The organism is Pedobacter sp. UC225_61, from assembly GCF_044452285.1.
Taxonomy (GTDB): Bacteria; Bacteroidota; Bacteroidia; order Sphingobacteriales; family Sphingobacteriaceae; genus Pedobacter.
This window is the reverse complement of sequence record NZ_JBIOAL010000001.1, coordinates 37154-60567: the sequence shown is the minus strand read 5'-3', so window position 1 is coordinate 60567 and position 23414 is coordinate 37154. Positions and strand designations below refer to the sequence as shown.

Sequence of the window (23414 nt, the reverse complement as noted above, 5' to 3'; positions counted from 1 at the left end):
TTCCTAAGAATCAACCGATTTTACCAGCTCTATGATTTCTTTTTTAACCTCAGCTGCGGTTTGAGCATTTGAAGGACTAACAGCGATATATGGCGCAATTACCAATGAAACGATAGACATCAATTTAATTAAAATATTCATTGATGGACCTGAAGTATCTTTAAATGGATCACCAACTGTATCACCCGTTACAGAAGCTTTGTGTGGTTCTGATTTTTTGTAGAACATCTCACCATTAATTTTTACTCCTTTTTCGAATGACTTTTTAGCGTTGTCCCATGCACCACCAGCGTTTGATTGGAAAATTCCCATCAATACACCCGATACGGTAACACCTGCTAATAAACCACCTAAAATCTCGGCCGAACTTACTGCTGGAAACACACCTTTAAAGCCAAAACCAACTAATATTGGTACCAATAAGGCAATTGCCCCAGGCAACATCATTTCACGAATAGACGCTTTAGTAGAGATGGCTACACATTTTTCATATTCTGGTTTCGCTTTGTATTCCATAATTCCAGGAATTTCACGGAACTGACGACGCACTTCTTGTACCATATCCATGGCTGCTTTACCTACTGCTGCAATACACAAAGCTGAGAAAATGAAAGGGATCATGGCGCCCACAAACAAACCAGCCAATACAGGTGCTTTGTAAATATCGATTGCCGAAATACCTGCTACACCCACAAACGCTGCAAATAAAGCTAAAGATGTTAAGGCTGCAGAAGCAATTGCAAATCCTTTACCAGTTGCTGCGGTGGTGTTACCCACTGCATCTAAATTATCGGTACGCTCACGAACTTCTGGAGGTAATTGGCTCATTTCTGCAATACCACCTGCATTATCTGCAATTGGACCGAAAGCATCAATGGCTAATTGCATAGCCGTTGTAGCCATCATACCTGCTGCAGCAATCGCTACTCCGTATAAACCTGCAAATGAATATGAACAAATAATTCCGCCAGCTAACACTAAAATTGGCGCAACTGTAGATTTCATCCCTACCGATAAACCACCAATAATATTTGTCGCGTGACCTGTACCCGATTGTTGAATAATTGAATTTACTGGACCTTTACCCATTGCGGTATAGTATTCAGTAATGATACTCATTAAGGTACCTACCACTAAACCAACCACGATGGCGTAAAATACATCCATGCTCGTGAAATCTACCCCTCTTAAATGTAAAGTAGCTGGCAACATTGCTTTTACAATAAAGAAAGAAGCAATACCTGTTAACACTATCGACCCCCAGTTACCTAAGTTTAAGGCTGTTTGTACATTCGAATCCTCGCCTTTAATGCGAACAAACCACGTACCCACGATAGAGAATATAATGCCCAATCCGCAAATAACCATCGGTAATAACACTGGAGAGAAGCCATTTAATCCATCTGAGTAAATACCATTTAGTTTCTCCACTACAATTTCTTGTCCTAACACCATGGTAGCAAGAATAGTCGCCACATACGAACCGAATAAATCGGCACCCATACCTGCTACGTCACCTACGTTATCGCCCACGTTATCGGCAATGGTTGCAGGGTTACGCACATCATCTTCTGGAATACCAGCCTCTACTTTACCCACTAAATCTGCACCTACATCGGCAGCTTTGGTATAAATACCACCACCAACACGAGCAAATAAAGCAATAGATTCAGCACCTAAAGAGAAACCTGTTAACACCTCAATGGCAGTTCTCATCTCTACACTGTTTGGTGCAATCACATGAAACACTTGTAAGAAAACAATAAATAATCCACCTAAACCTAATACAGCCAAACCAGCCACACCAAGTCCCATTACAGTACCACCTGTAAAACTAACTTTTAAGGCTTGTTTTAAACTCGTTCTTGCAGCTTGCGTAGTACGAACGTTTGCTTTAGTAGCGGCTTTCATACCGATATATCCTGCAGTTGCAGAAAAAACAGCACCAATAATAAAGGCAACTGCAATAATCCAGCTCGAGTGCATGGCTACACCATTAATTTCGTGTATGGTACCCGAATAGGCTAAAATAACAGCAGTAAAGGCAACGAAAATACTTAATACTTTCCATTCTGCTTTTAAAAAGGCCATTGCACCATCGGCAATGTAGCCCGCAAGTTCTTGCATGTTTGCATCACCTGCATCTTGTTTGTTTACCCACGCACTTTTCACAGCCATAACCAGAATACCGATTAGGCCCAATAGAGGAATGGAATAGATTAAATTGTTTTGTAGAAAATCCATAGTTTAATTTTATATTTTGGTTGTTTTAGTTGCAATTCTTTGGCCGCATCTCATTGTTAAGAAATAATATAACAGATGAAATAAAAATAATACACGGCTTGCAAAAATAAGCGTGTTTAACTAATAACCAAATTTTTATCAAAATGATTGTCAACATTTTTTCTTTTTAGGTAATAATCTGAAGCTATCCTCGTTCATCGCTATTCTTTTTATATTTTATTTGATATATATTAGCCACTATAAACCATCCGATAGCGATCGGGAAAACCAAATAAAAACAAAAAAACTAATGGAGAATCAAAAAGAAGAAGGTGCTGTAAAAAGAAAATTAGGCCTATTTGACGCGATAATGCTGGTGATGGGATCTATGATTGGCAGCGGAATTTTTATTGTAAGCGCCGATATCATGCGGAATTTAGGTTCCGGATATTGGTTAATTGTAGTTTGGGTAATTACTGGGGTAATGACCATTGCTGCCGCGATTTCGTATGGAGAACTTTCTGCGATGTTTCCGAAGGCGGGTGGACAATATACCTACTTAAAAGAAATCTTCGGAAAGATGATGGGCTTTCTGTACGGTTGGGGTATGTTTACGGTCATCCAAACCGGAACTATTGCCGCTGTTGGAGTTGCCTTTGGTAAATTTACAGCCTATCTCATCCCAACATTAAACGATGCTGCGCCACTTTTTCAAAGTGGTGGCTATAAAATTACCTGGATACAGATTTTGGCGATTGTCGTTATTTTGCTGTTAACGTATATCAATACCAAAGGAGTAGAAGGTGGTAAACTCTTACAAAATATCTTTACTGGATCTAAAATCGTTGCGTTAATTGGTTTAATTGTTTTAGGTTTCTTGTTGGTAAAAAACAATTTTTGGAACGAGAATATGGGTCTTGGCTGGAAAGCATTTAATAACCTGAAAACAGATGCAGCTGGAAACTTTTTGAAATCGGGATGGGAATCTATTTCTGGACTAACCATTATGGGCGGTATTGCAGCGGCAATGGTAGGCTCGGTATTTTCTAGTGTGGCTTGGGAAAACGTAACCTTTGTTTCTGGAGAAATAGAAAACCCTAAAAAAAATATCGTACGTGCTATGGTTTTAGGTACTTCTGCAGTAATGATCCTTTATTTATTGGTCAATTTTGTATACCTGAATACCTTAAACAGAGATGGAATTGCTTTTGCAACAAACGATAGAGTTGCTGTGGTAGCTTCCGAGCAAATTTTCGGTACGGGCATTGGTACAATCATAATGGCGGTTTTAGTGATGATTTCGACCTTTGGTTGCATTAACGGATTGGTACTTGCAGGCTCAAGGGTTTTCCAAACCATGGCCAAGGATGGAATGTTTTTTAAAGCAGCGATTGCCAATAACAAAAACGGAGTGCCAGAAAAATCACTTTGGATGCAAGGAATTTGGGCTGCCGTTTTATGTTTAAGCGGACAGTATGGTAATCTATTGGATATGATCTCTTTTGTGATTGTACTGTTTTACATGATTACTGTTTTTGGTGTCATTTATTTAAGAATAAAGCAACCTAATTTAGAGAGACCGTACAAAACATGGTTATACCCAATTACTCCAATTGTTTACTTATTAATTGGTGCTGCATTTTGTGGTTTACTGCTCATGTATAAACAGCAATATACGTGGCCAGGTTTGATCATTGTAGTATTAGGCGTTCCGGTTTACCTTTTCCTTAATCGGAAAAAGGCCCTGTAAAATGATGTAACGACGAATAAAATTCAATAGCTAAAGGATGGTAGGATTTAATCTTGCCATCCTTTTTTGTTTAATCGCAAAAAAGATCACCGCTTACAACACGTAGTTTTACGTATTGTATATCAATTGCTGCTGCTACTTAATGTATGAATACTAAAAGGTAGAAATCCCACTATTAGAAGTTTGTATAAGAAGGGAGTAATACTATTAATCATAAAAAGCCGCTCAAATGAGTGGCTTTTTATGAAATATAAATCGTAGTAAAACTAATTAGGTGACATCTTTTTTTTGTTAAAACCCACCTCGAACTACGGAATTAGCATTTGCAATCCTTCTATTTTTCAATCTCCTTTCTGAATTTCTCAAAAACTTCTTTAATACGATCAACGTTCAGATTAACTCTAGCCATTGAAGTCCCCATTACTCTTCTTGGAATGGTATATTTTTTAGGCCCATCAATACCACTTGTCTGATTGTAGATAAATAAAGTTTTGACCAGTTTGCTGTTCTTTTGTTTATCTAACCTTTCGGAAAATGAAAAGTCAACATTTCTTAATCTTCGATCATAATATCGATATGCCGAGTCTGGGTCGGAGGCACTTTTCTTAGTAAAAGAGAATTTTTCAATCACAACATTTTTTTCTTTTATTACTTTATCTGGCTTTCCTAAGTCGAGATTGAGTAAAAGCATGTTCTGTTTGTCCAAGCCTAGGGTTTGCAATAAAGAGTCGATATTAAATACTATTCCTTTTTCTTCTTTAAAAGAATCCAAGTGATAACTTAATCCATTTTTACTCCCCTTTTGAAAAACATGCACTATGTACGATGTATCCTGCTTTGTAACCACGTTGTCTATCTTTTTGCCGGTATTGTCTAGAATGTCTTTTGTCGTCAAGGAGATCCTTCGATTCAATGAACAATCTGTCATTACCACTAAATACAAGATTTGAAGTATGTCCCATTTTAAACAGAGACTTTCGCTCAAGATCAAAAAATTGTCCATAGTCCTTTATTTCTATAATCTCAATTACACTTTGTTTTGTCCTACACGAAATACTTATTGAGCATAAGAATAAATAAAAAATAAATTGTCTCATTTAAAAAAATTGAAAGTATGTATCCCAATGACCATAAGAATCATAATATTCTGATACATAATGTTTTTTAATACCCGCAACTTCTGCATCAATCATAATTTTATATCTTGCATGCATTTGCCCCGAACTGTCCTGTACTTGAGGAGTAAAAGTTTCCTTGTCTAACGTAACCTCATAATTTGTAGTACTCCCAGTGTAATCAACGCCTTGATGCACTAAAGAATGAAATTTTCTTGGACCACCACTAATTTTAACGGCAGCTCTCTCCGTACTTTCAAAGCTATACTCTAGCCCATAATGATATAGCCAAGATACGTTTCTCACTTTAAATGTATCTATACCCATTACCTCATATGTTTCTCCAGTGCTACTTTTATCAATATTAGTTGGAGATCCAAAATCTGGGCTAAAATCAGGGTCAGTATCGCATCCTCTGCATCCAGTTTCACAGTCTGGGTTGGTGAAATTTACAGGATCTTCGCAGTCTGGACCTTCTTCTCCATCTGGACAAGTTGTTTTTAAATAAATTTCTGATACTATTATCGGATCACTACAGTAGTATGGAATGGGGTCATCACCCATGTAATAACAAATTATTTCCCATGTAACGTCATACCAATCGATGCATCCAGGTTCACCTTCATATCCTGGACGTTCTGATGTAGTTCTGTCCGTGCTGGCAGATTTGTTTAGTTTAAATGATGAGGACGTTGCCTTCACTTTTTTTAAACTAACCGCTTTTCCATTTACAATTCGTAATCTATTTACAGTGACATCATCCCATGTTTTATATACAAGGAAACCATTAAAATCAGGATCTAGGTGATCGATCTTATTATGGCTAATATCCCCATTATGTCTTCGTAGATAGTCCTTGTCGGGGATGAATGAGACAATTCTTTGATTGATTTTCCCTTTTTTATCCTTGAAAATAATTAATCGATTAAAACTTGCCTTTATTATTTCAGGATCTGCTTTCATATCTTTTGGACCAATTAACGTTACAATCTTCCTATTGTAAGACAAAGGGACTTCCACAAATTCATACAAAGCAGTTTTACCAATGGATGCACGAGTCCATAAGGGCGTTTTTTGATTTGGTTTTGTTTCCCTCTCTTTTATAGATGATAATTTGTTTGCCATTTTATATGAGACTTGATTACCACTCTTTGGTAAAAGTACATCGTTAAAATAACTTTTTGCCCATTGAGCTTCATGCTTCATTTCGGGAATACTTGTCATTTCTTTCCGACAGGAATAGATTCCAATGGAAAGCATACAGATTGCCGTAATAATAATGTACGGATTTTTGTTTTTAATCATAAATTTTAGTTTTTAAGGTTAATAAATGTTTTGATTTTACAGTTTGCTTAATCGCCTCAATCCTTTCTGAAGGGACCTTGACTGGCATGGTGAGTATGATGTGGCGCCAGTAGGCAGCTTGATCGAATTGCTTGTGATTGATATAAAAATTATAGATTGCCTCTTTTGTTACAAACCGATTAGGTACCATATAAACAGCTTTTAGAAATGCATTTTCTGACTCTTTTCTCATACCTATTTCTTCATAAATCTTTGCCATTTCTAAATAGCAGGCATGATGGGTATACCGTTTAAGGATTTCTTTTAGAATGAAAATCTTTTTGTCAGGATTGTTAAATCCAAGCACACTATTGTAGTTCTGCAGAAATTCGAGATTGTCATAAAACTTTTTGTATAAATATTCGTATGTTTTTTGGCTTTCTAAAATGTATCCAGTTGAAGACAAAATCTTAGCATGCTCCCATTTTTTGTAATTGCTGATGTTGTTAAGCTTAAAATAGTAATGGCAAGCAGCGTATGTTACTGTAATAGTTAGTGTAGCAACGATTTTAAAGTTTTTGCGTTTTGCTAGCAATAAATATGACAAGATAAATGCGAGTATGATTTTAAAAGGGCCATGCTCAAATACATGGGTAAACAGTGCCGCAATACCAATGACCAGTAAAAGAGCTAAGAGAAATTTTAATAAATCATCATTTGGGGTAGTATGGAGGCGATGATAAGCCAGTCGAACTATAAAGTAAAGGAAAGTAAATAAACAACCTGCACCAATACTTCCTGTTTCAACTATCAACTCCCAATAATCGTTAAAAGCATAGAATGTATTGTCTGCTAAAAGAAATTCCTTTTGGCTATAGTTTCCTGCTTGAAAATATGTTGCTTGATGCAAACCGTATTCCCTTTGGAAATTACCCCAACCAATTCCTGTAATTGGATATTCAGTAAACATGTTCCACGAAATTTTATAGATGAGTAGTCTACCTAGACTAGAATCACTTTTTAGAAAAATAGTAACTACAGCAATTGCAACTAAGACAAAAAGGAAGGAGAGACCAATTGTTTTTTTGTTTAATGATAACTTTTCAAAAGAAAATAACAAGAAAATAATTCCTAGCACTGCACCAACAAGAAATGCTCGGTTTAACATAACTAGTGAAATAGCAAGTACCGAAGAAAGTAAAGCAAAGCTTATGATGAACGGATATCGCCTTAAGTAATCATTAACCATTAGCTTGTGATAAGGGATTTAACAGGATCGAGGTAGAACATCTTCATCCAACCTTTCGGTTCATTTGTAGTGTAGTACTTTACAATTGGAAAAAGAGAAAATATAGAGAAATGCAGATGATATGGTGAGCTAATTGCGTTACCAGAATTACCAACCGCCCCTATACGCTGTCCTTTGTTAATAAAGGTATAGGAGTGCTTTTCTGAAGTGTTGAGATGAGCGAAATAATAGATTCGTAATTTTGGTCCAAAAATATAAAGATAATTCCCCCCATTTTCACTGTAACCAGCTGAAAGTATAAAACCTGTTATAGGACTTAGTATCTCAGTTTTATGTGGAGCAAATATATCAATGCCTTTATGAACTATAGACTTCCCCCAAGGAGAATGCCAATAACTTTTACAATCCCAACTATTTATAGTAGCACCAAGAACAGGAATGATTAGCTCCTTGCTCTGCCTTATTATGTTTACAAAAGAAATACCGCTAACAATTAGTAAGACCAACGCAAAAGACAAAAGCTTTATCATTCTTTTTATTGTCATATTCACACAAGTTTGGTATTAAGTTCATCCATAAGGTTATTTATCTAATATTAACTATCAAGTATTTTAAGGTTGCACCTAATTAATTATTGTCTTCTATAACCTGTTCTTTGAAATTCGCTGAACATTTCGACTTAAAGCAAGATAAGTATTGTCTAATGTTGATTTTGTAGTCTTTTTGGGGGATATAAGGCCCTACAACCTTTCCCAAACCACAAACCATCCCCAAGAACGCCACCCGGCCTTGAATCATTCCGAAGGGGAACGCATTCGAACTTTTGCACTACCTTACAACAACCACTATCCAAGACAGAAAGCAGTTCGATCCGATTTTATCGGATTTTATCGAACCTTTTTCTGTCGCTTTAAAAGTTTGGATAGCGTAATCCGAGCAATGATTCGCAGCCTAGATTTTTGCTTCTTTTCATCAATGGAAAAGAAGAGACCCGAATCGGTGGCTAACCGAGGCAAGCCAAAGCGTGAGCTAGAATATTTGTCCTTAGCTGTGCTCAGGATGACAAGTATGGAGTAAATACAATTAGGAGATTGCCACGGCTTGTGAAAAACAACCCTCTAGCGCAAGCGTCCCGCTTGTGCCAAAGTAATCTGCAGTTAGGAGATTGCCAGGCTTGTGAAAAACAAGCCTCGCAAAGACGGGCATGGGGGCAAGCCCGAGCGTTGAAGAAAGGAAAGGTCGTTTATTCTGCGACGCTCAGTGCAAGCTTGCTCAGGATGACAAGAGCGTAAATAGAAATTGAAAGTTCAAAGGTTTAGCTACGCTGAGCACTTCATGGTTCTCCGCTGCGGTCGAAATGACGATCCTCGTAAGCACACGCCTGTGCTGTGTGAAATCATAATAGATCTTAAAAGAAAAGTAAACGTCGCAGACGTGCACCAGCAAGATGCTCTAACGGCATTTAATTTACCTAACGATGTCCTTGTACTTGGATCATACTAAAAGGTTGTAAAAATTTTATTTTTTTATCCTTATTAATACGATCTATGTTAGGCATTATTTTATAAAAATAAGTATCAAAATCAGGTAGTTCTGGATTTCTCTCTAAATCATCTTTATCATAAAAATTAGCTATATTTTTATCCCAACCTCTTCGCACTAGCACAAAACTTATTAAAACAGTATTCCTGTAACTTTTGAAGGCGGTTTTTTGCGCTTTTAATTTTTTTGTTATTTCTGCAAAAGAAACTAAACTATCTAGGGTTTTTGTTTTGTTCGAAAATATGACCTCTTCCACTAAGCCATGTTGATTGATACTTATAGCAAAACCAAAAGTGTATGCTTTATCCTTATACTTTGGGTTTGAGAAAACATCATGTCCATAAGTGTTAAAAAATGAATACAATGAGTTCTCAATTTTAAATTTTAATTGATAATCTTCTTGAGCTTTACTATTATTTATAATTAAGAAGTTAAAAACGATCACTATCAATGCTAATACTTTTCTTTTCATAAAACTTAATCTAAATTGTAATAACTACCCTTTGAATTGTTAGCTCATGTTGAACAGCAGGGATAATTAATCTTGTTTTCTACCTTTATACATATAAAGCTCTAAATATAACATACTCATCATGCTACTTATAGAACAGCATACAAAGAGTTTAAATCCTTTGTTTATTAAATTACTTAAACTATAATCATCCATGTAAAAACATCTTGCATATAGAGCAGAAAATAAGATCATGTAGATGATTTTAAATAAAAGAAACCTTTTTTCATCTAAATTTTTGAAAATTAAAAAATAGCAGATAAATACGAGTATAAACAGCCAGCTTCTAAATAGATAGTCAACTATATATAAAAGGAGAAAGTTTAGGTTTTTAATAGCATATTCAAAATTTACAATACAGTCGTATAAGTAACTAATAACACCAATTAATAGGATAAATAATAATAGTGCTTTTAATAAGCTTAATCCTTTTGATTGCATGTTTCTTGACGTCCTTTTAAATCTTTTAGTTGTTGCAAAGTTATTTTTCCATCAAAATAGTTTTTAAGGGCTTGATAATTTGGCCTTTCTTTTATTGCATTTCCAACTTAGTCTAATCTTAATTACGTAAATCTATCTTAGAGCGTTCCTTAATAAATATGTTAAAGATGCCCATCAATTCTTTGATTTCAGATTTGCTAAGGGAAGTTTTGTCAAACTTCCAATAGGCCTCATTTTGTGATCTTAATGCGTCTTTAGCACCTGAATTGTGACTTTTAACAAATATTAATGATATTTTCCACATTTTACTATTCATCTTTTTATCTAGGGGCTTATTGAAGGAACATTGGAGGCCACTAAGATCTTTATTGTAGTACCTATACACAGAGTCTGGTTGGCCATGCTGCTTATTCTTGACAGCATATTTATCCATCACAATTTCTTTGGATTTTAAATCTCTTATAATTGTATCTGGTTCTCTATTAAGCTGCATTTTAAAAAATGAAGAGCCATCAAAATTTAACCCGTGGTCACGTAGAAAAATATTCACATCAATAATTCGGTTTCTTATAGTGGATCCATAAACTATTCCTTTTTGATCTCCGTTCTTTATAACAAAATAAGAGTGGACCTTTTTACCAACGGGCTCATTCAGGTAAATATGTGCCTCATTATTCCTATTGGTGTCAACAGTTGAAGTTAATGAGGTTCTGTACAGGATATAATCCTTATAGAATGCAATCCTCACTTCATTATTGATGTCAAAACCTTCAAATCCATCCTCTGACCGAGCATGCGAACTAAAGTCTACGATTGAGATATTATTTGTTATTATCTTTTTCTCGCGTGAGCAACCTACAATTAGTAAAATAATAATTAGATACTTACTCATATTGTTGAGGGCCAAATGTTTTTGATTTAGTATATTCTCCCGAGTAGTATTCTGATGTTGTCCCTTCTACATTAAATACTTTTTGGACTTTATAGTACAGATTAACAGTGCCAGCTTCTGGTGAAAAATAGGTATAAGCATCAATCATTTGAATATTTATTGTTTTCCCTAATGGCACTCCTACAGGAAAGTGATTAAGATGTACAAAGCTCCAAAATTTCTCATTACCAGTGCCAATCTTTTTTGTCCGCCCTTTCTCATAACTTCTAAAAACCCACAAGTCTTGATACGCCTTATGAAAGGTCCATTTGTAGTAGTGAATAAAGTATCTTGTGTCAACTTCATTATTTTCCTCTTCTACTATGTTTTCCGAATAATCTTCATCTGTCGTTGCTCCCCAATCTTGTTGCTCGGTAGGCTCTAGCGTTCCTCCTCCTCCTCCTCCTGTTGTTTCAAGGCATTCGGTATACAGAAACTCTATATAGACATCTATGATGTTTCCTTCTTCGTCATAAGTAGTTTCAACATAGTACCAGTCTATACATGTGACAATTGGTGCATTCATCAGTTTCGCTCTGATCTTATTAATTCCACCTCCTTTTTCTAGGTTAGCATTTGATTTTCTGTAAAGATTTTCAAGAGTACTTGCTGAACCTAGGGAAGTGTCTGAGGATTCAGTCTTTTGGTCCTTGGTGATGATGCTTTTAAAACCTTTTTCCGAATTTGTTATTAAAAGTAGAAAGTTACCATTTGCTAGTTTTCCATCCGAAAAACGCAAATCTACTGGAATGCCTGTAATGTCAGTTCCATCTGATAATTTATATGATTTAGCGCCACTCCAATCGATTTCCTTTTTTACACGGACTGATTTGTCCTTTGTCATTAAAAAGGACTCTGTATTTCTTTTATAAGATTCCTTGTTCTGTTTCAGATACCATGATTTAGCTGCTATAAGGCTGTCAAGTTCAACGTCAGTTCCTTCGTTCTTCTTGCAAGAAAAACAAAGGCTTAATGACAGTAATACATAAAGAAAAGTCTTCCTTAAGGAGCTACAGATTAAGAGATTAGTTTTCATATTGATAGTAAGGTTATTATCTAGTATATTCTAAATTGACATTAAAGTAATTTATATAGAAATTAAAGTCAAGATAAGTATTATCTAGCATTTATTTTGTAGTCTTTTAGGGGGATAAGGTTGGCCAATGACGCGGCGGGGATCCAACCTTCCAAAACCATTCCTAAGAGCTACAACCGGCCTTGAAGCATTCCGAAGGAGAACGCATTCGAACTTTTGCACAAACTTAAAACAACCACTATCCAAGACAGAAAGCAGTTCGATCCGATTTTATCGGATTTTTATCGAACCTTTTTCTGTCGCTTTAAAAGTTTGGATAGTGTAATCCGAGCAATGATTCACAGCCTTGATGTTATTCATTAGCCTTTATTTTTTTATCGGTATTCATGCTCTCGCAAGCTCGGGATTGTTCCTTTTTCATCAAGGAAAACTGCGTAGCACTCTTGAACACCCCCAAAATAAGCACTAGTGAAAAAAGGGACTTGATCCTTCGGCTATCAAGAGCCGAGGCAAGACTGAGCATAGGAAGAAAATAGATCCTTCGCTACGCTCAGGATGACAAGTATGGAAATTAGGAGATTGCCACTCCCGATGAAAAATCGGGATCGCAAAGACGATCATGGGGTAGGCTCAAGCATTGGAAAAGTCCAAAGATTTAGCTTCGCTGAGCACTTCGTGGTTCTCCGCTACGGTCCAAATGACGCGACCCCCCAAACCCCTTACTGCACCATTCTAGAAATAATATCAGAATCTGCCATTTGCCCTTTTCTGCCCACGGCAGTGATACGACCATATAAACGTGTGCCACTTTTTAAACCCTTAAAGGTAAACTGACAGGAACTACAAGGTTGAGTTTTCCATTGACTATCTGCTGTAGGCAATTCATCCGTGTATTGGAAATTATAACTCAACGCACCCTTTACCGCTTTGCAGCAGAAAATCATTTCCCCTGGGTTAGCGCCGTCGCTCATCGAAAAATCTATTGGATTTTCTATGGCACTGCTTCCTTCACCTTCTTTCGCAATATCAAAACCGCTACTAATTAATTGAGCTTTATCGCCATTAGCTTGAGAAGAAATATCCAATGCCATTTGGCGCATATCGGAGATCAAAGTTAATCTTGTTTGATTTTTTAAGGCAATCTGCTGACGATCACCCGTAGCTGCTTTATTGAGCGCTAAATTGAACGCAGTTACATTCGAAGTAAGTTGTGCCAAAGAGGGCGTGGTAGTGGGGAAATAAGCATTGTTGGTTAATGCATCTACAATGTTTTGTGCTTTTAAGTTCAATTGTGCATCCGATAGCTTCGAATAGCTTAAAATTAATTTCGCAATTTTCATGTTTTCATATTAAGGCAGGGGTGTATTCCCCTAAACCGATACCAAAGTAAATAAGGGAATATGACTTTGCAACACGCTGATGCATAATGTATTACTATTAATACCATTTTAATCAATTCGTTTAAAATCAGTATAAAGTGGGTATAAATAGTCGAAATTTGTTGTTTGTATATTATTCCTATACCATTCGCTACAAAACCAGTTTAATTTGATCAAAACGCTGTCGTTTAGGCACGTTTCAATATGGAAATTTGGTTTTTCCCGATAGGAAATGTCAATTTCCCATTGCGCAAAGGACTTTTCCCATCACGCAAAGGACATTTCCCATCACGCAAAGGACTTTTCCTATCACGCAAAGAGCATTTCCCGTCACGCAAAGGGTTTTTCCCATCACGCAAAGGACATTTCTTGTTACGCGAAGGACTTTTCCTATCATGCAAAAGACATCTCCCGTTACGCAAAGCCCTTTTCCCATTGGGAAAAACCAAAGGATACAGACGAAAAGAGTGCAAGCACTAGAATTTAGGGCGTAGATTTTTTAAATAGGATTAAGAAATGCACGACTTAGGCAAACAATTTCTTAGCGATGTCTTCTGTCGAAATGCCGAAGTATTCGCTTAAATGGAAAATGGTGAGCGGTCGTTTACCAACGATGCCCATTGCTTTTTTAATTTCGCGATGCTTAAGATAGGCACTTCTTGACAACGGATCATAACCGTACCAGCGCATGATGTCTGAAGGATAAATAATTACTCGGTCTTGTTGATTTTCCATTTGAGCTTAATTGAAATATTTTAAAGCACCTATAACGGAGCTTTTGTATTTTTATTTAAGGGTAATTTGATTTAGCCTTAATCTTAACTATTTTTAACATATATGCGCTGATAGGACTAGGCTTTATAGTACATCATAAGTAGGTGGTATGCTAAGCTTCCATTACATCTATGCAGTAAGTGAATGGACCATTTACAGAATAACTTACAATTGGCATTAAAAATATTTTCAAATATATTATTAACTGTCAGGAATATTACTTATATTTGTACTGTATTAGTTCTTTGAAAAGTGTTTTGATGTCTATACTCTTAATGGAGTTCATTTGAATGTCTGAAAAGGCAACCCTAACGGGTTAATAAACAGCACAGCAATTCAACCTGCCTGACCACACCGAAACCGCTTTGCCGTCTTGGAGATGTTCGGATTGATGAATTCTGATAGTTGTTGCGATGTAAGCAATTATTAAGCAGGAAATTTAAGTGAGTGTATGAGAACATTGACGCTACACATTAAGTGTATAGGCTTTAACTAGATATTTTACTAGACCTCTTGTTGAATAAGCAGGCAACAATGTCGTTGTCGTAAAACAAGTAAAATGTCAAGATTAAAACAAATTCAAAACATTGAAAACGTGATACAAGGTATCACTATTATCACAAAGAGCCAGTGTTCTCTTTCGGAACAAGACTTAATTGTCTTGAATGAAGCATTACAAAGACTTCAAAATCTGAAACGAAAAAAAGGCAAGACCAATAAGCAAATTCAAGAAGAAATTGCTGTAATAATTGAGTTGTTGATTAAATTTTTCGTTTGAATACAGATTAGACGCCACAAGATGTTGATTAAAAAACCGAACACTCCTTAATTTTTTTCAAAAATCTATTAAAATGGACTTAGGAAGTATTATAAAAAATATTAGAAAGAAAAAGGGCATGACCCAAACGGAGTTTTCTTCGCTTTGTGGAATTACACAAACTTACCTTTCTCAAATTGAAGGGAATTTAAAAGAACCTAACCTTTCTACATTAAAAACTATTAGTGAAAAATTGGATATGCCGTTACCAATATTGTTTTTTTTATCAATGACTGAAGAAGATGTTAAACCAAGCAAAAGAAATGCTTTCAAAATCGTAAGTCCTTCAGTAAAATCATTAGTAAATGAATTCTTTGCAGTTTAAAAAAAACGAGTTCAAGAAATTATGTGCAATTATTGGCCATAAACCAGTTGAGGTTGAGAAATTAATATTGGATATTGATAATTACTACCACGAATGGATAGAAAAAAAGACGAATAAAAAAACTGGAGAATTTAAAACCTATAGAGATGGAACTGTCAAACAAAGAATAATTAGACCATCTTTAAATGACTTAAAAGCTATTCAAAAAAATATAAAAAATAGGATTTTATCTCCTATTCCATTGCCAAATAATGTTCATGGAGGAGTAAAAAAAAGAAGTAATATTACTAACGCAAAACCGCATCAAGGAAATAAATTTCAGTTCACTACGGACCTTCAAGAGTTCTATCCAAATATTAATCACCAAAGAGTTTATGAAACTTTTATGGTACTTGGCTTTTCTCACCATTACTCGCATTGGCTAACTAAACTTACTACTTGGAAATATGAACTTCCACAGGGAACACCAACTAGTACTCATATATCAAATTTGGTATTCCTCGAAACAGATAAAAAACTTATCGAACTATCTAATCTTCATGGGCTTACTTACACTCGTTACGTAGACGACTTGACATTCTCATCACAAAAGGATTTTAGGCATCTGCTAAATGAAATTCTGGATATTGTTATATCAGGCGATTTTAAATTAAGTTATAGAAAAACCCAATATAGCGGTAATCAAACAATTACTGGAATTGATGTATTTCTAAACAAAATTGATGCTCCAGAAAAGATAATCGAAAAATCGAAATTAGAAATTGCATCTAACTTGGATATTAAGCCATATACTGTTTATTTAAATAATATTAGAAAAACTAATAAAAAGAAGAGTGCCAACAGTTAGCAACTTACTTAAAAAACACGGATATGACAATGACGTTAATTGGCAAAATACCTTGCTGATCTTGGTTAGGGCTAGCGGTGCAAATAGGAACATTGATTAATAAAGCCCTTGATTCATCATCAAGGGCAGTCATCATAAATTGGGAATCATCTGAACTAATTCAATTTAGTACAATGAGAGCATTTAGGTTTACCACCTGTTCCTTGACGTAAATTCTCTTTTTCAATGTTGTTACCTTCTGTACACTTGTTGTTGTCATGATAAACGCTTTGTTTAATTGAATGAAATGCAGCTACTTTTGTCATAATGATTTTTATTTATTAAATGAAATGTAAAAAACTTCATTTAATATTATAATTCATTACGGTTAACCGTAATGCCGAACTTCAAATTGAATAATCAAAATTTATAAAACCAAAACCTACAGTAAGATTGCTTCGTTCCTCTCAAAGACGGTATTTCTTTATGGTTCCCATCATACCCGGCTATAACTGGAGCTTTTATATTTTTATTTACGGGTGATTTGATGAAGCCTTGATCTTAACTATTTTTAACATATGACACATCGTTGAGACGTTATTTTGTCTTAAGGTAGGTGAAAAGGAATGGTGTTAACACTGAACGTTTCAATGAGATATTTTACTGGATAGAAACAATAGTGAAAACAAATAATTATAATTGATGGAAGTTTCTAAATACCTGACAAAATAATTTTTAGTAAGGATAAGGGTTGCAATGACATTTCAATTTCACGTCAGTCGCAAAACTTAAAGCATTAGCAGCATTTTAAAACGACAACAACATGGACAGATATAAAGAAACATTTGAAACTTGGAATAACGTAGCTTCTATTTACCAAGATAAGTTTATGGACTTAACCTTATATAATGATACCTACGATTATATCTGTGTTTCTGTTTCTAAACAAAAAGCAAAACTGTTAGAAATTGGTTGCGGTCCTGGAAATATAACTAAATATCTACTGTCCAAAAGACCAGACTTTGATATTTTCGGAATTGACATTGCATCAAATATGATTGAATTGGCAAAGAAAAATAATCCACAAGCAGATTTTGCCGCTATGGACAGTCGGCAAATCAAGAGTCTTAGCAGCAAGTATGATGGGATTATTTGTGGGTTTTGTTTGCCATATTTATCGCCTACAGAAAGTAATGAATTAATTTTAAACGCCTACAATTTACTAAACGAAAACGGATTGATTTATTTGAGTTTTGTTGAAGGCGACCCTGATAAATCTGACTTTAAAATTGGTAGCGGTGGGCGAGTTTACTTTCAGTTTCATAATTTAGAGGACTTAAAGACACAATTGATTAAAACAAAATTTGCCGAAATAGAGACTTTTAAGGTAAAGTATAAAACATCAGAAACAGACTTTGATATACACACTATATTGACAGCTAAGAAGCGATGATCCTATAATAAAGGTTTTAAAAAATGACAATTATAGCTAAAGAAATACAAGCTGACTATAAGAAACGGATCAATCGGGTTTTTGAATTTATTGACGAAAACTTAGAATCCGATCTTTCCTTAAATACAGTTTCAGCAATCGCCTTTTTTTCGCCATTCCACTTCCACCGCGTTTTTAAATTCATTACAGGAGAAACCTTAAATGAGTATATCATAAGACGAAGGATAGAAAAGTCAGCATCAGACTTGTTGCATAAAAACATCGCGGTAACAGCAATTGCTCACAAATTTGGATTTAGCGATAATTCTTCCTTTTCCAGAGCATTTAAGAAATATTATGGACTAAGCCCGACTGAATTTAAAAGGCAAAATCCAAATCGACATAGCAAGATTAGTCAACTGGAAAGCAAGAAAGGACAAGAGTATCCAGACTATGACCAATACATTTGCATCATTGATCACCTTAAAAATTGGATAAAAATGAATGCAAAAATTGAGATTAAAGAAATGCCAAAAATGGATTTGGCTTATGTTTCAAGTATCGGGCCGCAAAACCTTGAAAACGCTTATGCAACATTAATTAAATGGGCAACACCTCAGGGATTGATGAACGACCAAACAAAAATGGTAACCATTTATCATGACAGTTTTAAAGTTACTGAGGCCAACAAAGTTAGAATGAGTGCTTCAATTGTATTAAATAAACCTGTAGAAACAACTGGGGAAATTGGATTGACCGCAATTAAAGCAGGGAGATTTATAAGAGGTAAATATGAGATAGGCTTGGATGAATTTGAAAAAGCGTGGACAGGGCTATATTTATGGATGAATGAAAACGGATATAAAAAGGCTGATAGTAATCCTTTTGAGATTTATCATAATAACTTTAAGGAACATCCTGAAAGAAAGGCTATTGTTGACTTTTATATACCAATTGAATAAAACGCTGTATACTATTATAAGACCATTATATGCCAACAATAACAGATATCAATCAAGGTGACTTGCTGACATTTAAAGCGAATGACAATAAATATAAAGTGTTGCTTTGTACAAGTACTTACAAGGAGAAAAGTCCGCAAAACTTTACTTTTTCGGCTTTGACTTACGACAGTTTGGAAAAGCCAACAACTGCAAATGTTATGGATACCGAATTCTTTGGGATAGGAAATGGAAAGAATGATTTCAAATATTCCGATAACGAACTACATAAAATGTGGTCAATTCAACCTGAGATTAAACCATGCCTTTTAGGTTCTTATGGATTTATAATTTGGAGAAAAGATTTTATGATGTTTCGAGACAATTTTGAAATTATTGGTAACTTAAATATTGTAGATCACCTTGACAAAAACGGGAATGGAAGCATGAACGCAAGTGACTGGGAGTTTATTCAAGACTTTTTCGCAAATAGAATTAATTCGGTAATGTCTGATAGGGGGCAGCAAACCTTTAAGCTAAAAGCAGTTATTAAAGATTGACAGTAAATTACTTTCTCCAGCGATCAACTCATTCCAACTTATCGCAACTCACAAGGGTGTGGCACGTTATTGGTTATTGTAACGGACAACCTCGCACGACGGTAATTATTCAGGAAATCATTTTATAACTTAGAAAAATGGAAGTTCATACCACAAATTACTTTAACACTCTTATTGAAGTGTCTGAAGACACTAAAGCAACAAGCGGATCCAAACCGCCTGCTAAAGATAAAAAGACTATTGCAGAAATGCAGTATGAACTGATTGCCCAAAATCCATATAAATATACTTCCGATGATATCGTGTTTCAAGTATTTGCCGACAGAAAGGACTTAACTAAATCAGAATATAAACAGGCAAGAGAAGTATTTTTTGCAAAGGGACAAGCTTGTTTAAGAACATCTCCCTTAGCTAAGACTTACGGTTTTGGCATTCATAGCAATAGTAGTGGCAAAGTAGCTATTTTTGGCATGGAGACATCCGAGTATCAAAAGTATCTAGACGATCCCAAAACTGAGAAACTAAAAGCAATGAAATCTAATAAAAGGAGTAAATAAACTAGAAACAAACCTAAATAAGCTAATAAAGAATATGTGGACAACAGAATCATTGTGGTTTGAAATAGCGGTCGTAAGCATAGTATATGCTTTAGGAAATATACTTATGGGACACTTTGAAGAACAAACCCCGAAAATTCGTAGAGTTGCAAAATATCTATCAACGGTTTTATTGGTCTGTTGTATCTCTGTTTACGTTGATAGGGCAACATCAATGACTTTGTTATCACTATTTATTATACCACTTTTATATATACATGGGTATTATTTGCCAAAGAAAAAAGGCATTAATGGTTGGACGGGAGAGCCAAAGAGTAAGTATTATGATTTCCGTAAGTGGAATAAAGACATATTTTCAAAAGGAAAAGACAACAAACAAACCCCGATGCTGTAAGTATCAGTCCTGTATATATTAGTCATAAGCGAGACGCTTGCGCAAGAAAGAAACAAGGTCAACACAAATAAAAAATTATGCAAACAAATATTATCTGGACAGGAAAGTTTTATCACGCTATAGAAAATTGTCTTATGACAAATTCTGACTTGGGGAATGAAATAAATTCGACAATAATAGGAGTTCACGAGAATCATATTTATAAGGTCGAATATCATATTAAGACCAATAAAGATTGGGAAACAACATTTTTAACTTTAAGAACTTGTTTAGATAATTCAGATGAATTGCTGACTTTAGAAAGGAAGAATGGAACTTAGTTATTAAACGGTAAACCTGATGAAGAACTAAAAAATATTTTTGATATCGACATTTCACTAACTCCATTTACGAATACTTTGCCGATTAACCGCCTCAAACTAAACGACAACGAGCAAAAAATTATTGATGTACTGTATTTTGATGTTCTGCACCGAAAGATGAAACCTGTTAAGCAGATTTATAAAAGAGTTAACGCCAGCTTATATACTTATGAAAATGAGGACACAAGTTTTCAAGCGCAAATAAAAATTGATGAGCAAGGATTGGTTGTTGACTACCCAAACCTTTTCGAAATGACTATTAAAGCATAACCAAGGAAATTTCTTAGCCTTTCCAATTTTTCCGACATTACATTTTTAATAAAATAAAATGATAGATTTTTTAAAACAGCCCTGGCCTTGGTATGTAGCGGGGCCTTTAATAGGATTAACTGTTCCAATATTGTTAATTATTGGCAACAAATCGTTTGGTATTAGCTCTTCGCTCCGACATATTTGTGCATCGTGTATGCCAGCTAACATTCCTTTCTTTAAATACGATTGGAAAAAAGAAATATGGAATTTATTTTTTGTATTTGGCATATTCTTGGGCGGAGCAATAGCTATTAACCTTTTATCAAATCCTAATCCCATTAATGTTAATTCGAAATTGGCTGAAGAACTTGCAACCTATGGGATTACAAACTTCAACAACCTCGTTGCTGAAGATATAATGAATTGGCAATCACTTTTTACCCTAAAAGGCTCATTGATAATGATAGTTGGAGGATTTTTAGTTGGTTTTGGGACACGGTATGCAGGAGGTTGCACTAGTGGGCACTCTATTATGGGATTGTCTACCTTACAATGGTCATCATTAATAGCTACCTTATGTTTTATGGTGGGTGGTTTTACAATGGCAAATTTGATTTTACCGTATATTCTTTCACTTTAACACAAAACAATAATGCAACAAAATATAAAGACTGAAAATGATCTACAACTTCGTGAGCTAGATTCAATATGCGTAAATGAAAGCAGCTTGGAACATAAGTGGTATCATAATTTAAAGTATCTAGTTGTGGGAACACTATTTGGTATTTTATTCGTAAAAGCAGAAGTAGTAAGTTGGTTCCGTATACAGGAAATGTTTCGCTTGCAATCCTTTCATATGTATGGAATAATTGGTAGTGCCGTTTTAGTAGGGATGATTTCTGTTTTTCTGATAAAGAAATTCAACATTAAGACTATATATGGAGAAACGATCACATTTCATCCAAAGAAATTTAACAAGGGACAAATATATGGTGGATTGATTTTTGGTTTAGGATGGGCAATTACGGGCGCATGTCCTGGTCCATTGTTTGCACAAATTGGAACTGGTGCAACCGTTATTGCGGTAACTCTTTTAAGTGCTATTGCTGGTACTTGGGTTTACGGTTATTTAAGAGATAAATTACCGCACTAAAAAGGTTGTGAATTGGTTTTTGATCCAGAATTACAACTTAAATTTCTTTGCACTATCCAAAAAGAGCGATTGGCAGAAAGAACGGCGGGCCGTCGTAAGCAAGTGCGTGGAAGCATCGTTCTTTCTTGATGTTATTCATCTTTTGTTTTTATTGGTATTCATGCTTTCGCAAGCTCAAGATTAGTCCCTTTTTCCATCAAGAGAATATTGCGAAGCAATCTCGAGGACAAAATCAATACATGCTTACCGGGAAACAACTTGATCCATCGGCTATCAAGAGCCGAGGCAAATCTGAGCGCAAGCTAAAATAGATCCTTCGATAAGCTCAGGATGACAGACCTATAAATAGAAAATTGCAAAGACAAAGATTTCTCCGATGGGTCGAAATGACGAACGCTTTACTAGTAAACTGCCAAATATCCTTATCTTTGTCTCCAAATGGGAACAGCATTAGATTCGGGTATAAAGGGATATAACAACTACGGTGTACACTTACGTGAAAAATACAATGGACAACGTGTGTTTAAAGTGATTGTAGATGGAGGTTTTACCTGCCCTAATCGTGATGGAAGTAAAGGTTATGGCGGTTGCACCTATTGCAATGTAGATTCATTTACCCCAGAACCTTCTCGCAAAAATCCTAATATCAAAGAACAGTTGGAAGAAGGCATGCGCAGAGCAAAAACTTCGTACAAAGCCGATAAGTTCATTGTTTACTTTCAGCCCAATACAAATACCTATGCACCCGTACATTATTTAAAAATGATGTACGATGAAGCCTTATCCATACAAACAGAAGATGTAGTTGGCTTTGCTGTAGGTACCCGACCAGATTGCATCGATGCTGAAAAAGTAGCTTTATTAGAAAGTTATACCGATCGTTTTGATGTGGATTTAGAAATGGGCATGGAGTCGATATATGATGAAACCTTAGACCAAATTAACAGAGGTTGCAGTCATGGAGAATTTGTTAAAGCAGTTGAATTGCTGGAGAACTCTAAACTAGACCTTTGCGTACACACTATTTTTGGCTTCCCTTGGGAAACTAGAGAAATGATGTACGGTTACATTCACGAAATCAATCGTTTTCCTCAAATCAAGTTTGTTAAATTTCACCATTTGCACATCGTGGAAGGTTCTATTATGGGTGCTAAATACAAAAAGAACCCTTTTAAGTTATTTACACTCGAAGAATACACCGATTTATTATGTGAATTAATTCCCCTGCTACGACCAGATATCGTAATTCAGCGTTTATTCGGTATTTCAGACTGGGATTTATTAATTGCTCCTAACTGGGGATTAAACAAATCGGCTATCCAAACCTACATTGATAAAGAAATTGAACGGAGAGAGATTGTACAAGGCTCAAGTTATACCCAATCTTAATCCAAAGGTTTTTTTCTCGTCATTCCCGTGAAAACGGGAATCTTAAAGCGCTGTAAAAAAAACTACTTATGCATTACGATGCCCAGTCAAGCTGAGCATGACGAGTATAGCAGCTAAACACTCAGTTAATTTACTACAGTAAGTGACTTTGGTCGTCATTCCGGTGAAAAC

22 protein-coding genes and 1 pseudogene are annotated in these 23414 nt (G+C 35.3%); 13 read left to right on the top strand and 10 right to left on the bottom strand.

The window, feature by feature from the left end:
* Positions 1-3: 3 nt before the first annotated feature.
* Positions 4-2244, bottom strand: a complete 2241-nt coding sequence (locus ACHMWN_RS00275; protein ID WP_397296746.1) for a sodium-translocating pyrophosphatase — start codon at positions 2242-2244, stop codon at positions 4-6.
* A 289-nt stretch (positions 2245-2533) separates the two neighbouring features.
* Here ACHMWN_RS00275 and ACHMWN_RS00270 point away from each other — a divergent pair, with 289 nt between their 5' ends.
* Positions 2534-3973 carry an APC family permease gene (locus tag ACHMWN_RS00270; protein ID WP_397296743.1) on the top strand — a complete coding sequence of 480 codons (1440 nt, stop codon included), beginning with the start codon at positions 2534-2536 and terminating at the stop codon, positions 3971-3973.
* Between the two features lie 334 nt (positions 3974-4307).
* Here ACHMWN_RS00270 and ACHMWN_RS00265 read toward each other — a convergent pair whose 3' ends face one another.
* The 9 genes from ACHMWN_RS00265 to ACHMWN_RS00225 all read right to left on the bottom strand — a co-directional run bounded on the left by ACHMWN_RS00265 (position 4308) and on the right by ACHMWN_RS00225 (position 14196).
* Positions 4308-4868, bottom strand: a complete 561-nt coding sequence (locus ACHMWN_RS00265; RefSeq protein ID WP_397296741.1) for a hypothetical protein — start codon at positions 4866-4868, stop codon at positions 4308-4310.
* 202 nt (positions 4869-5070) lie between these two features.
* Complete coding sequence (locus ACHMWN_RS00260) at positions 5071-6393, bottom strand: hypothetical protein (protein WP_397296738.1); 1323 nt, start codon at positions 6391-6393, stop codon at positions 5071-5073.
* Positions 6386-7540 carry an O-antigen ligase family protein gene (locus ACHMWN_RS00255; protein ID WP_397303503.1) on the bottom strand — a complete coding sequence of 385 codons (1155 nt, stop codon included), beginning with the start codon at positions 7538-7540 and terminating at the stop codon, positions 6386-6388. Before ACHMWN_RS00255 ends, ACHMWN_RS00260 begins: the two co-directional genes overlap by 8 nt.
* 80 nt (positions 7541-7620) lie before the next feature.
* Positions 7621-8166 (bottom strand): M23 family metallopeptidase, encoded by a 546-nt coding sequence (locus ACHMWN_RS00250; protein ID WP_397296735.1) that lies wholly within the window; start codon positions 8164-8166, stop codon positions 7621-7623.
* Positions 8167-9092: 926 nt separating this feature from the next.
* On the bottom strand, positions 9093-9635 hold the full coding sequence (locus tag ACHMWN_RS00245) for a hypothetical protein (protein WP_397296732.1): 543 nt from the start codon (positions 9633-9635) through the stop codon (positions 9093-9095).
* Between the two features lie 598 nt (positions 9636-10233).
* Positions 10234-11007, bottom strand: coding sequence for a hypothetical protein (locus ACHMWN_RS00240; protein ID WP_397296729.1), 774 nt, complete (start codon positions 11005-11007; stop codon positions 10234-10236).
* On the bottom strand, positions 11000-12082 hold the full coding sequence (locus ACHMWN_RS00235) for a hypothetical protein (RefSeq protein ID WP_397296727.1): 1083 nt from the start codon (positions 12080-12082) through the stop codon (positions 11000-11002). The genes ACHMWN_RS00240 and ACHMWN_RS00235 overlap by 8 nt, the downstream gene beginning before the upstream one ends.
* Positions 12083-12801: 719 nt before the next feature.
* Positions 12802-13422 carry a hypothetical protein gene (locus ACHMWN_RS00230; protein WP_173272424.1) on the bottom strand — a complete coding sequence of 207 codons (621 nt, stop codon included), beginning with the start codon at positions 13420-13422 and terminating at the stop codon, positions 12802-12804.
* A gap of 564 nt (positions 13423-13986) precedes the next feature.
* A complete protein-coding gene (locus ACHMWN_RS00225; protein ID WP_173272426.1) occupies positions 13987-14196 on the bottom strand; it encodes a hypothetical protein in 210 nt (69 codons plus the stop codon).
* A 598-nt stretch (positions 14197-14794) separates the two neighbouring features.
* Here ACHMWN_RS00225 and ACHMWN_RS00220 point away from each other — a divergent pair.
* From ACHMWN_RS00220 to ACHMWN_RS00165, 12 genes and pseudogenes are all read left to right on the top strand, one after another.
* A complete protein-coding gene (locus ACHMWN_RS00220) occupies positions 14795-15013 on the top strand; it encodes a hypothetical protein (protein WP_397296723.1) in 219 nt (72 codons plus the stop codon).
* Positions 15014-15086: 73 nt separating this feature from the next.
* Entirely contained in the window at positions 15087-15377 is a 291-nt protein-coding gene (locus ACHMWN_RS00215) for a helix-turn-helix domain-containing protein (protein ID WP_397296720.1), read from the top strand.
* The gene (locus tag ACHMWN_RS00210; protein WP_397296717.1) at positions 15358-16224 is read left to right on the top strand and encodes a reverse transcriptase family protein; all 867 of its coding nucleotides are present in this window, start codon (positions 15358-15360) and stop codon (positions 16222-16224) included. The genes ACHMWN_RS00215 and ACHMWN_RS00210 overlap by 20 nt, the downstream gene beginning before the upstream one ends.
* 802 nt (positions 16225-17026) lie before the next feature.
* A complete protein-coding gene (locus ACHMWN_RS00205; protein WP_397296715.1) occupies positions 17027-17656 on the top strand; it encodes a class I SAM-dependent methyltransferase in 630 nt (209 codons plus the stop codon).
* A gap of 23 nt (positions 17657-17679) precedes the next feature.
* Entirely contained in the window at positions 17680-18597 is a 918-nt protein-coding gene (locus tag ACHMWN_RS00200; RefSeq protein WP_397296712.1) for a GyrI-like domain-containing protein, read from the top strand.
* A gap of 29 nt (positions 18598-18626) precedes the next feature.
* Positions 18627-19136, top strand: a complete 510-nt coding sequence (locus ACHMWN_RS00195; RefSeq protein WP_397296709.1) for a hypothetical protein — start codon at positions 18627-18629, stop codon at positions 19134-19136.
* 137 nt (positions 19137-19273) lie between these two features.
* Complete coding sequence (locus ACHMWN_RS00190; RefSeq protein ID WP_397296706.1) at positions 19274-19693, top strand: DUF6157 family protein; 420 nt, start codon at positions 19274-19276, stop codon at positions 19691-19693.
* 34 nt (positions 19694-19727) lie between these two features.
* Positions 19728-20087, top strand: coding sequence for a hypothetical protein (locus ACHMWN_RS00185; RefSeq protein ID WP_397296703.1), 360 nt, complete (start codon positions 19728-19730; stop codon positions 20085-20087).
* 77 nt (positions 20088-20164) lie between these two features.
* A pseudogene (locus tag ACHMWN_RS00180) lies at positions 20165-20719 on the top strand (putative glycolipid-binding domain-containing protein).
* Between the two features lie 58 nt (positions 20720-20777).
* On the top strand, positions 20778-21341 hold the full coding sequence (locus ACHMWN_RS00175) for a YeeE/YedE family protein (protein WP_397296701.1): 564 nt from the start codon (positions 20778-20780) through the stop codon (positions 21339-21341).
* A 12-nt stretch (positions 21342-21353) separates the two neighbouring features.
* Positions 21354-21854, top strand: coding sequence for a DUF6691 family protein (locus ACHMWN_RS00170; RefSeq protein ID WP_397296700.1), 501 nt, complete (start codon positions 21354-21356; stop codon positions 21852-21854).
* Between the two features lie 438 nt (positions 21855-22292).
* Positions 22293-23243, top strand: a complete 951-nt coding sequence (locus ACHMWN_RS00165) for a TIGR01212 family radical SAM protein (RefSeq protein WP_397296698.1) — start codon at positions 22293-22295, stop codon at positions 23241-23243.
* Positions 23244-23414: the final 171 nt, after the last annotated feature.

Coding starts and splice junctions, on each gene's coding strand:
- ACHMWN_RS00275 (WP_397296746.1), bottom strand. CDS start 2,244: ATGGATTTTCTACAAAACAATTTAATCTATTCCATTCCTCTATTGGGC.
- ACHMWN_RS00270 (WP_397296743.1), top strand. CDS start 2,534: ATGGAGAATCAAAAAGAAGAAGGTGCTGTAAAAAGAAAATTAGGCCTA.
- ACHMWN_RS00260 (WP_397296738.1), bottom strand. CDS start 6,393: ATGATTAAAAACAAAAATCCGTACATTATTATTACGGCAATCTGTATG.
- ACHMWN_RS00255 (WP_397303503.1), bottom strand. CDS start 7,540: ATGTTAAACCGAGCATTTCTTGTTGGTGCAGTGCTAGGAATTATTTTC.
- ACHMWN_RS00250 (WP_397296735.1), bottom strand. CDS start 8,166: ATGACAATAAAAAGAATGATAAAGCTTTTGTCTTTTGCGTTGGTCTTA.
- ACHMWN_RS00245 (WP_397296732.1), bottom strand. CDS start 9,635: ATGAAAAGAAAAGTATTAGCATTGATAGTGATCGTTTTTAACTTCTTA.
- ACHMWN_RS00240 (WP_397296729.1), bottom strand. CDS start 11,007: ATGAGTAAGTATCTAATTATTATTTTACTAATTGTAGGTTGCTCACGC.
- ACHMWN_RS00235 (WP_397296727.1), bottom strand. CDS start 12,082: ATGAAAACTAATCTCTTAATCTGTAGCTCCTTAAGGAAGACTTTTCTT.
- ACHMWN_RS00230 (WP_173272424.1), bottom strand. CDS start 13,422: ATGAAAATTGCGAAATTAATTTTAAGCTATTCGAAGCTATCGGATGCA.
- ACHMWN_RS00225 (WP_173272426.1), bottom strand. CDS start 14,196: ATGGAAAATCAACAAGACCGAGTAATTATTTATCCTTCAGACATCATG.
- ACHMWN_RS00220 (WP_397296723.1), top strand. CDS start 14,795: ATGTCAAGATTAAAACAAATTCAAAACATTGAAAACGTGATACAAGGT.
- ACHMWN_RS00215 (WP_397296720.1), top strand. CDS start 15,087: ATGGACTTAGGAAGTATTATAAAAAATATTAGAAAGAAAAAGGGCATG.
- ACHMWN_RS00210 (WP_397296717.1), top strand. CDS start 15,358: ATGAATTCTTTGCAGTTTAAAAAAAACGAGTTCAAGAAATTATGTGCA.
- ACHMWN_RS00205 (WP_397296715.1), top strand. CDS start 17,027: ATGGACAGATATAAAGAAACATTTGAAACTTGGAATAACGTAGCTTCT.
- ACHMWN_RS00200 (WP_397296712.1), top strand. CDS start 17,680: ATGACAATTATAGCTAAAGAAATACAAGCTGACTATAAGAAACGGATC.
- ACHMWN_RS00195 (WP_397296709.1), top strand. CDS start 18,627: ATGCCAACAATAACAGATATCAATCAAGGTGACTTGCTGACATTTAAA.
- ACHMWN_RS00190 (WP_397296706.1), top strand. CDS start 19,274: ATGGAAGTTCATACCACAAATTACTTTAACACTCTTATTGAAGTGTCT.
- ACHMWN_RS00185 (WP_397296703.1), top strand. CDS start 19,728: ATGTGGACAACAGAATCATTGTGGTTTGAAATAGCGGTCGTAAGCATA.
- ACHMWN_RS00175 (WP_397296701.1), top strand. CDS start 20,778: ATGATAGATTTTTTAAAACAGCCCTGGCCTTGGTATGTAGCGGGGCCT.
- ACHMWN_RS00170 (WP_397296700.1), top strand. CDS start 21,354: ATGCAACAAAATATAAAGACTGAAAATGATCTACAACTTCGTGAGCTA.
- ACHMWN_RS00165 (WP_397296698.1), top strand. CDS start 22,293: ATGGGAACAGCATTAGATTCGGGTATAAAGGGATATAACAACTACGGT.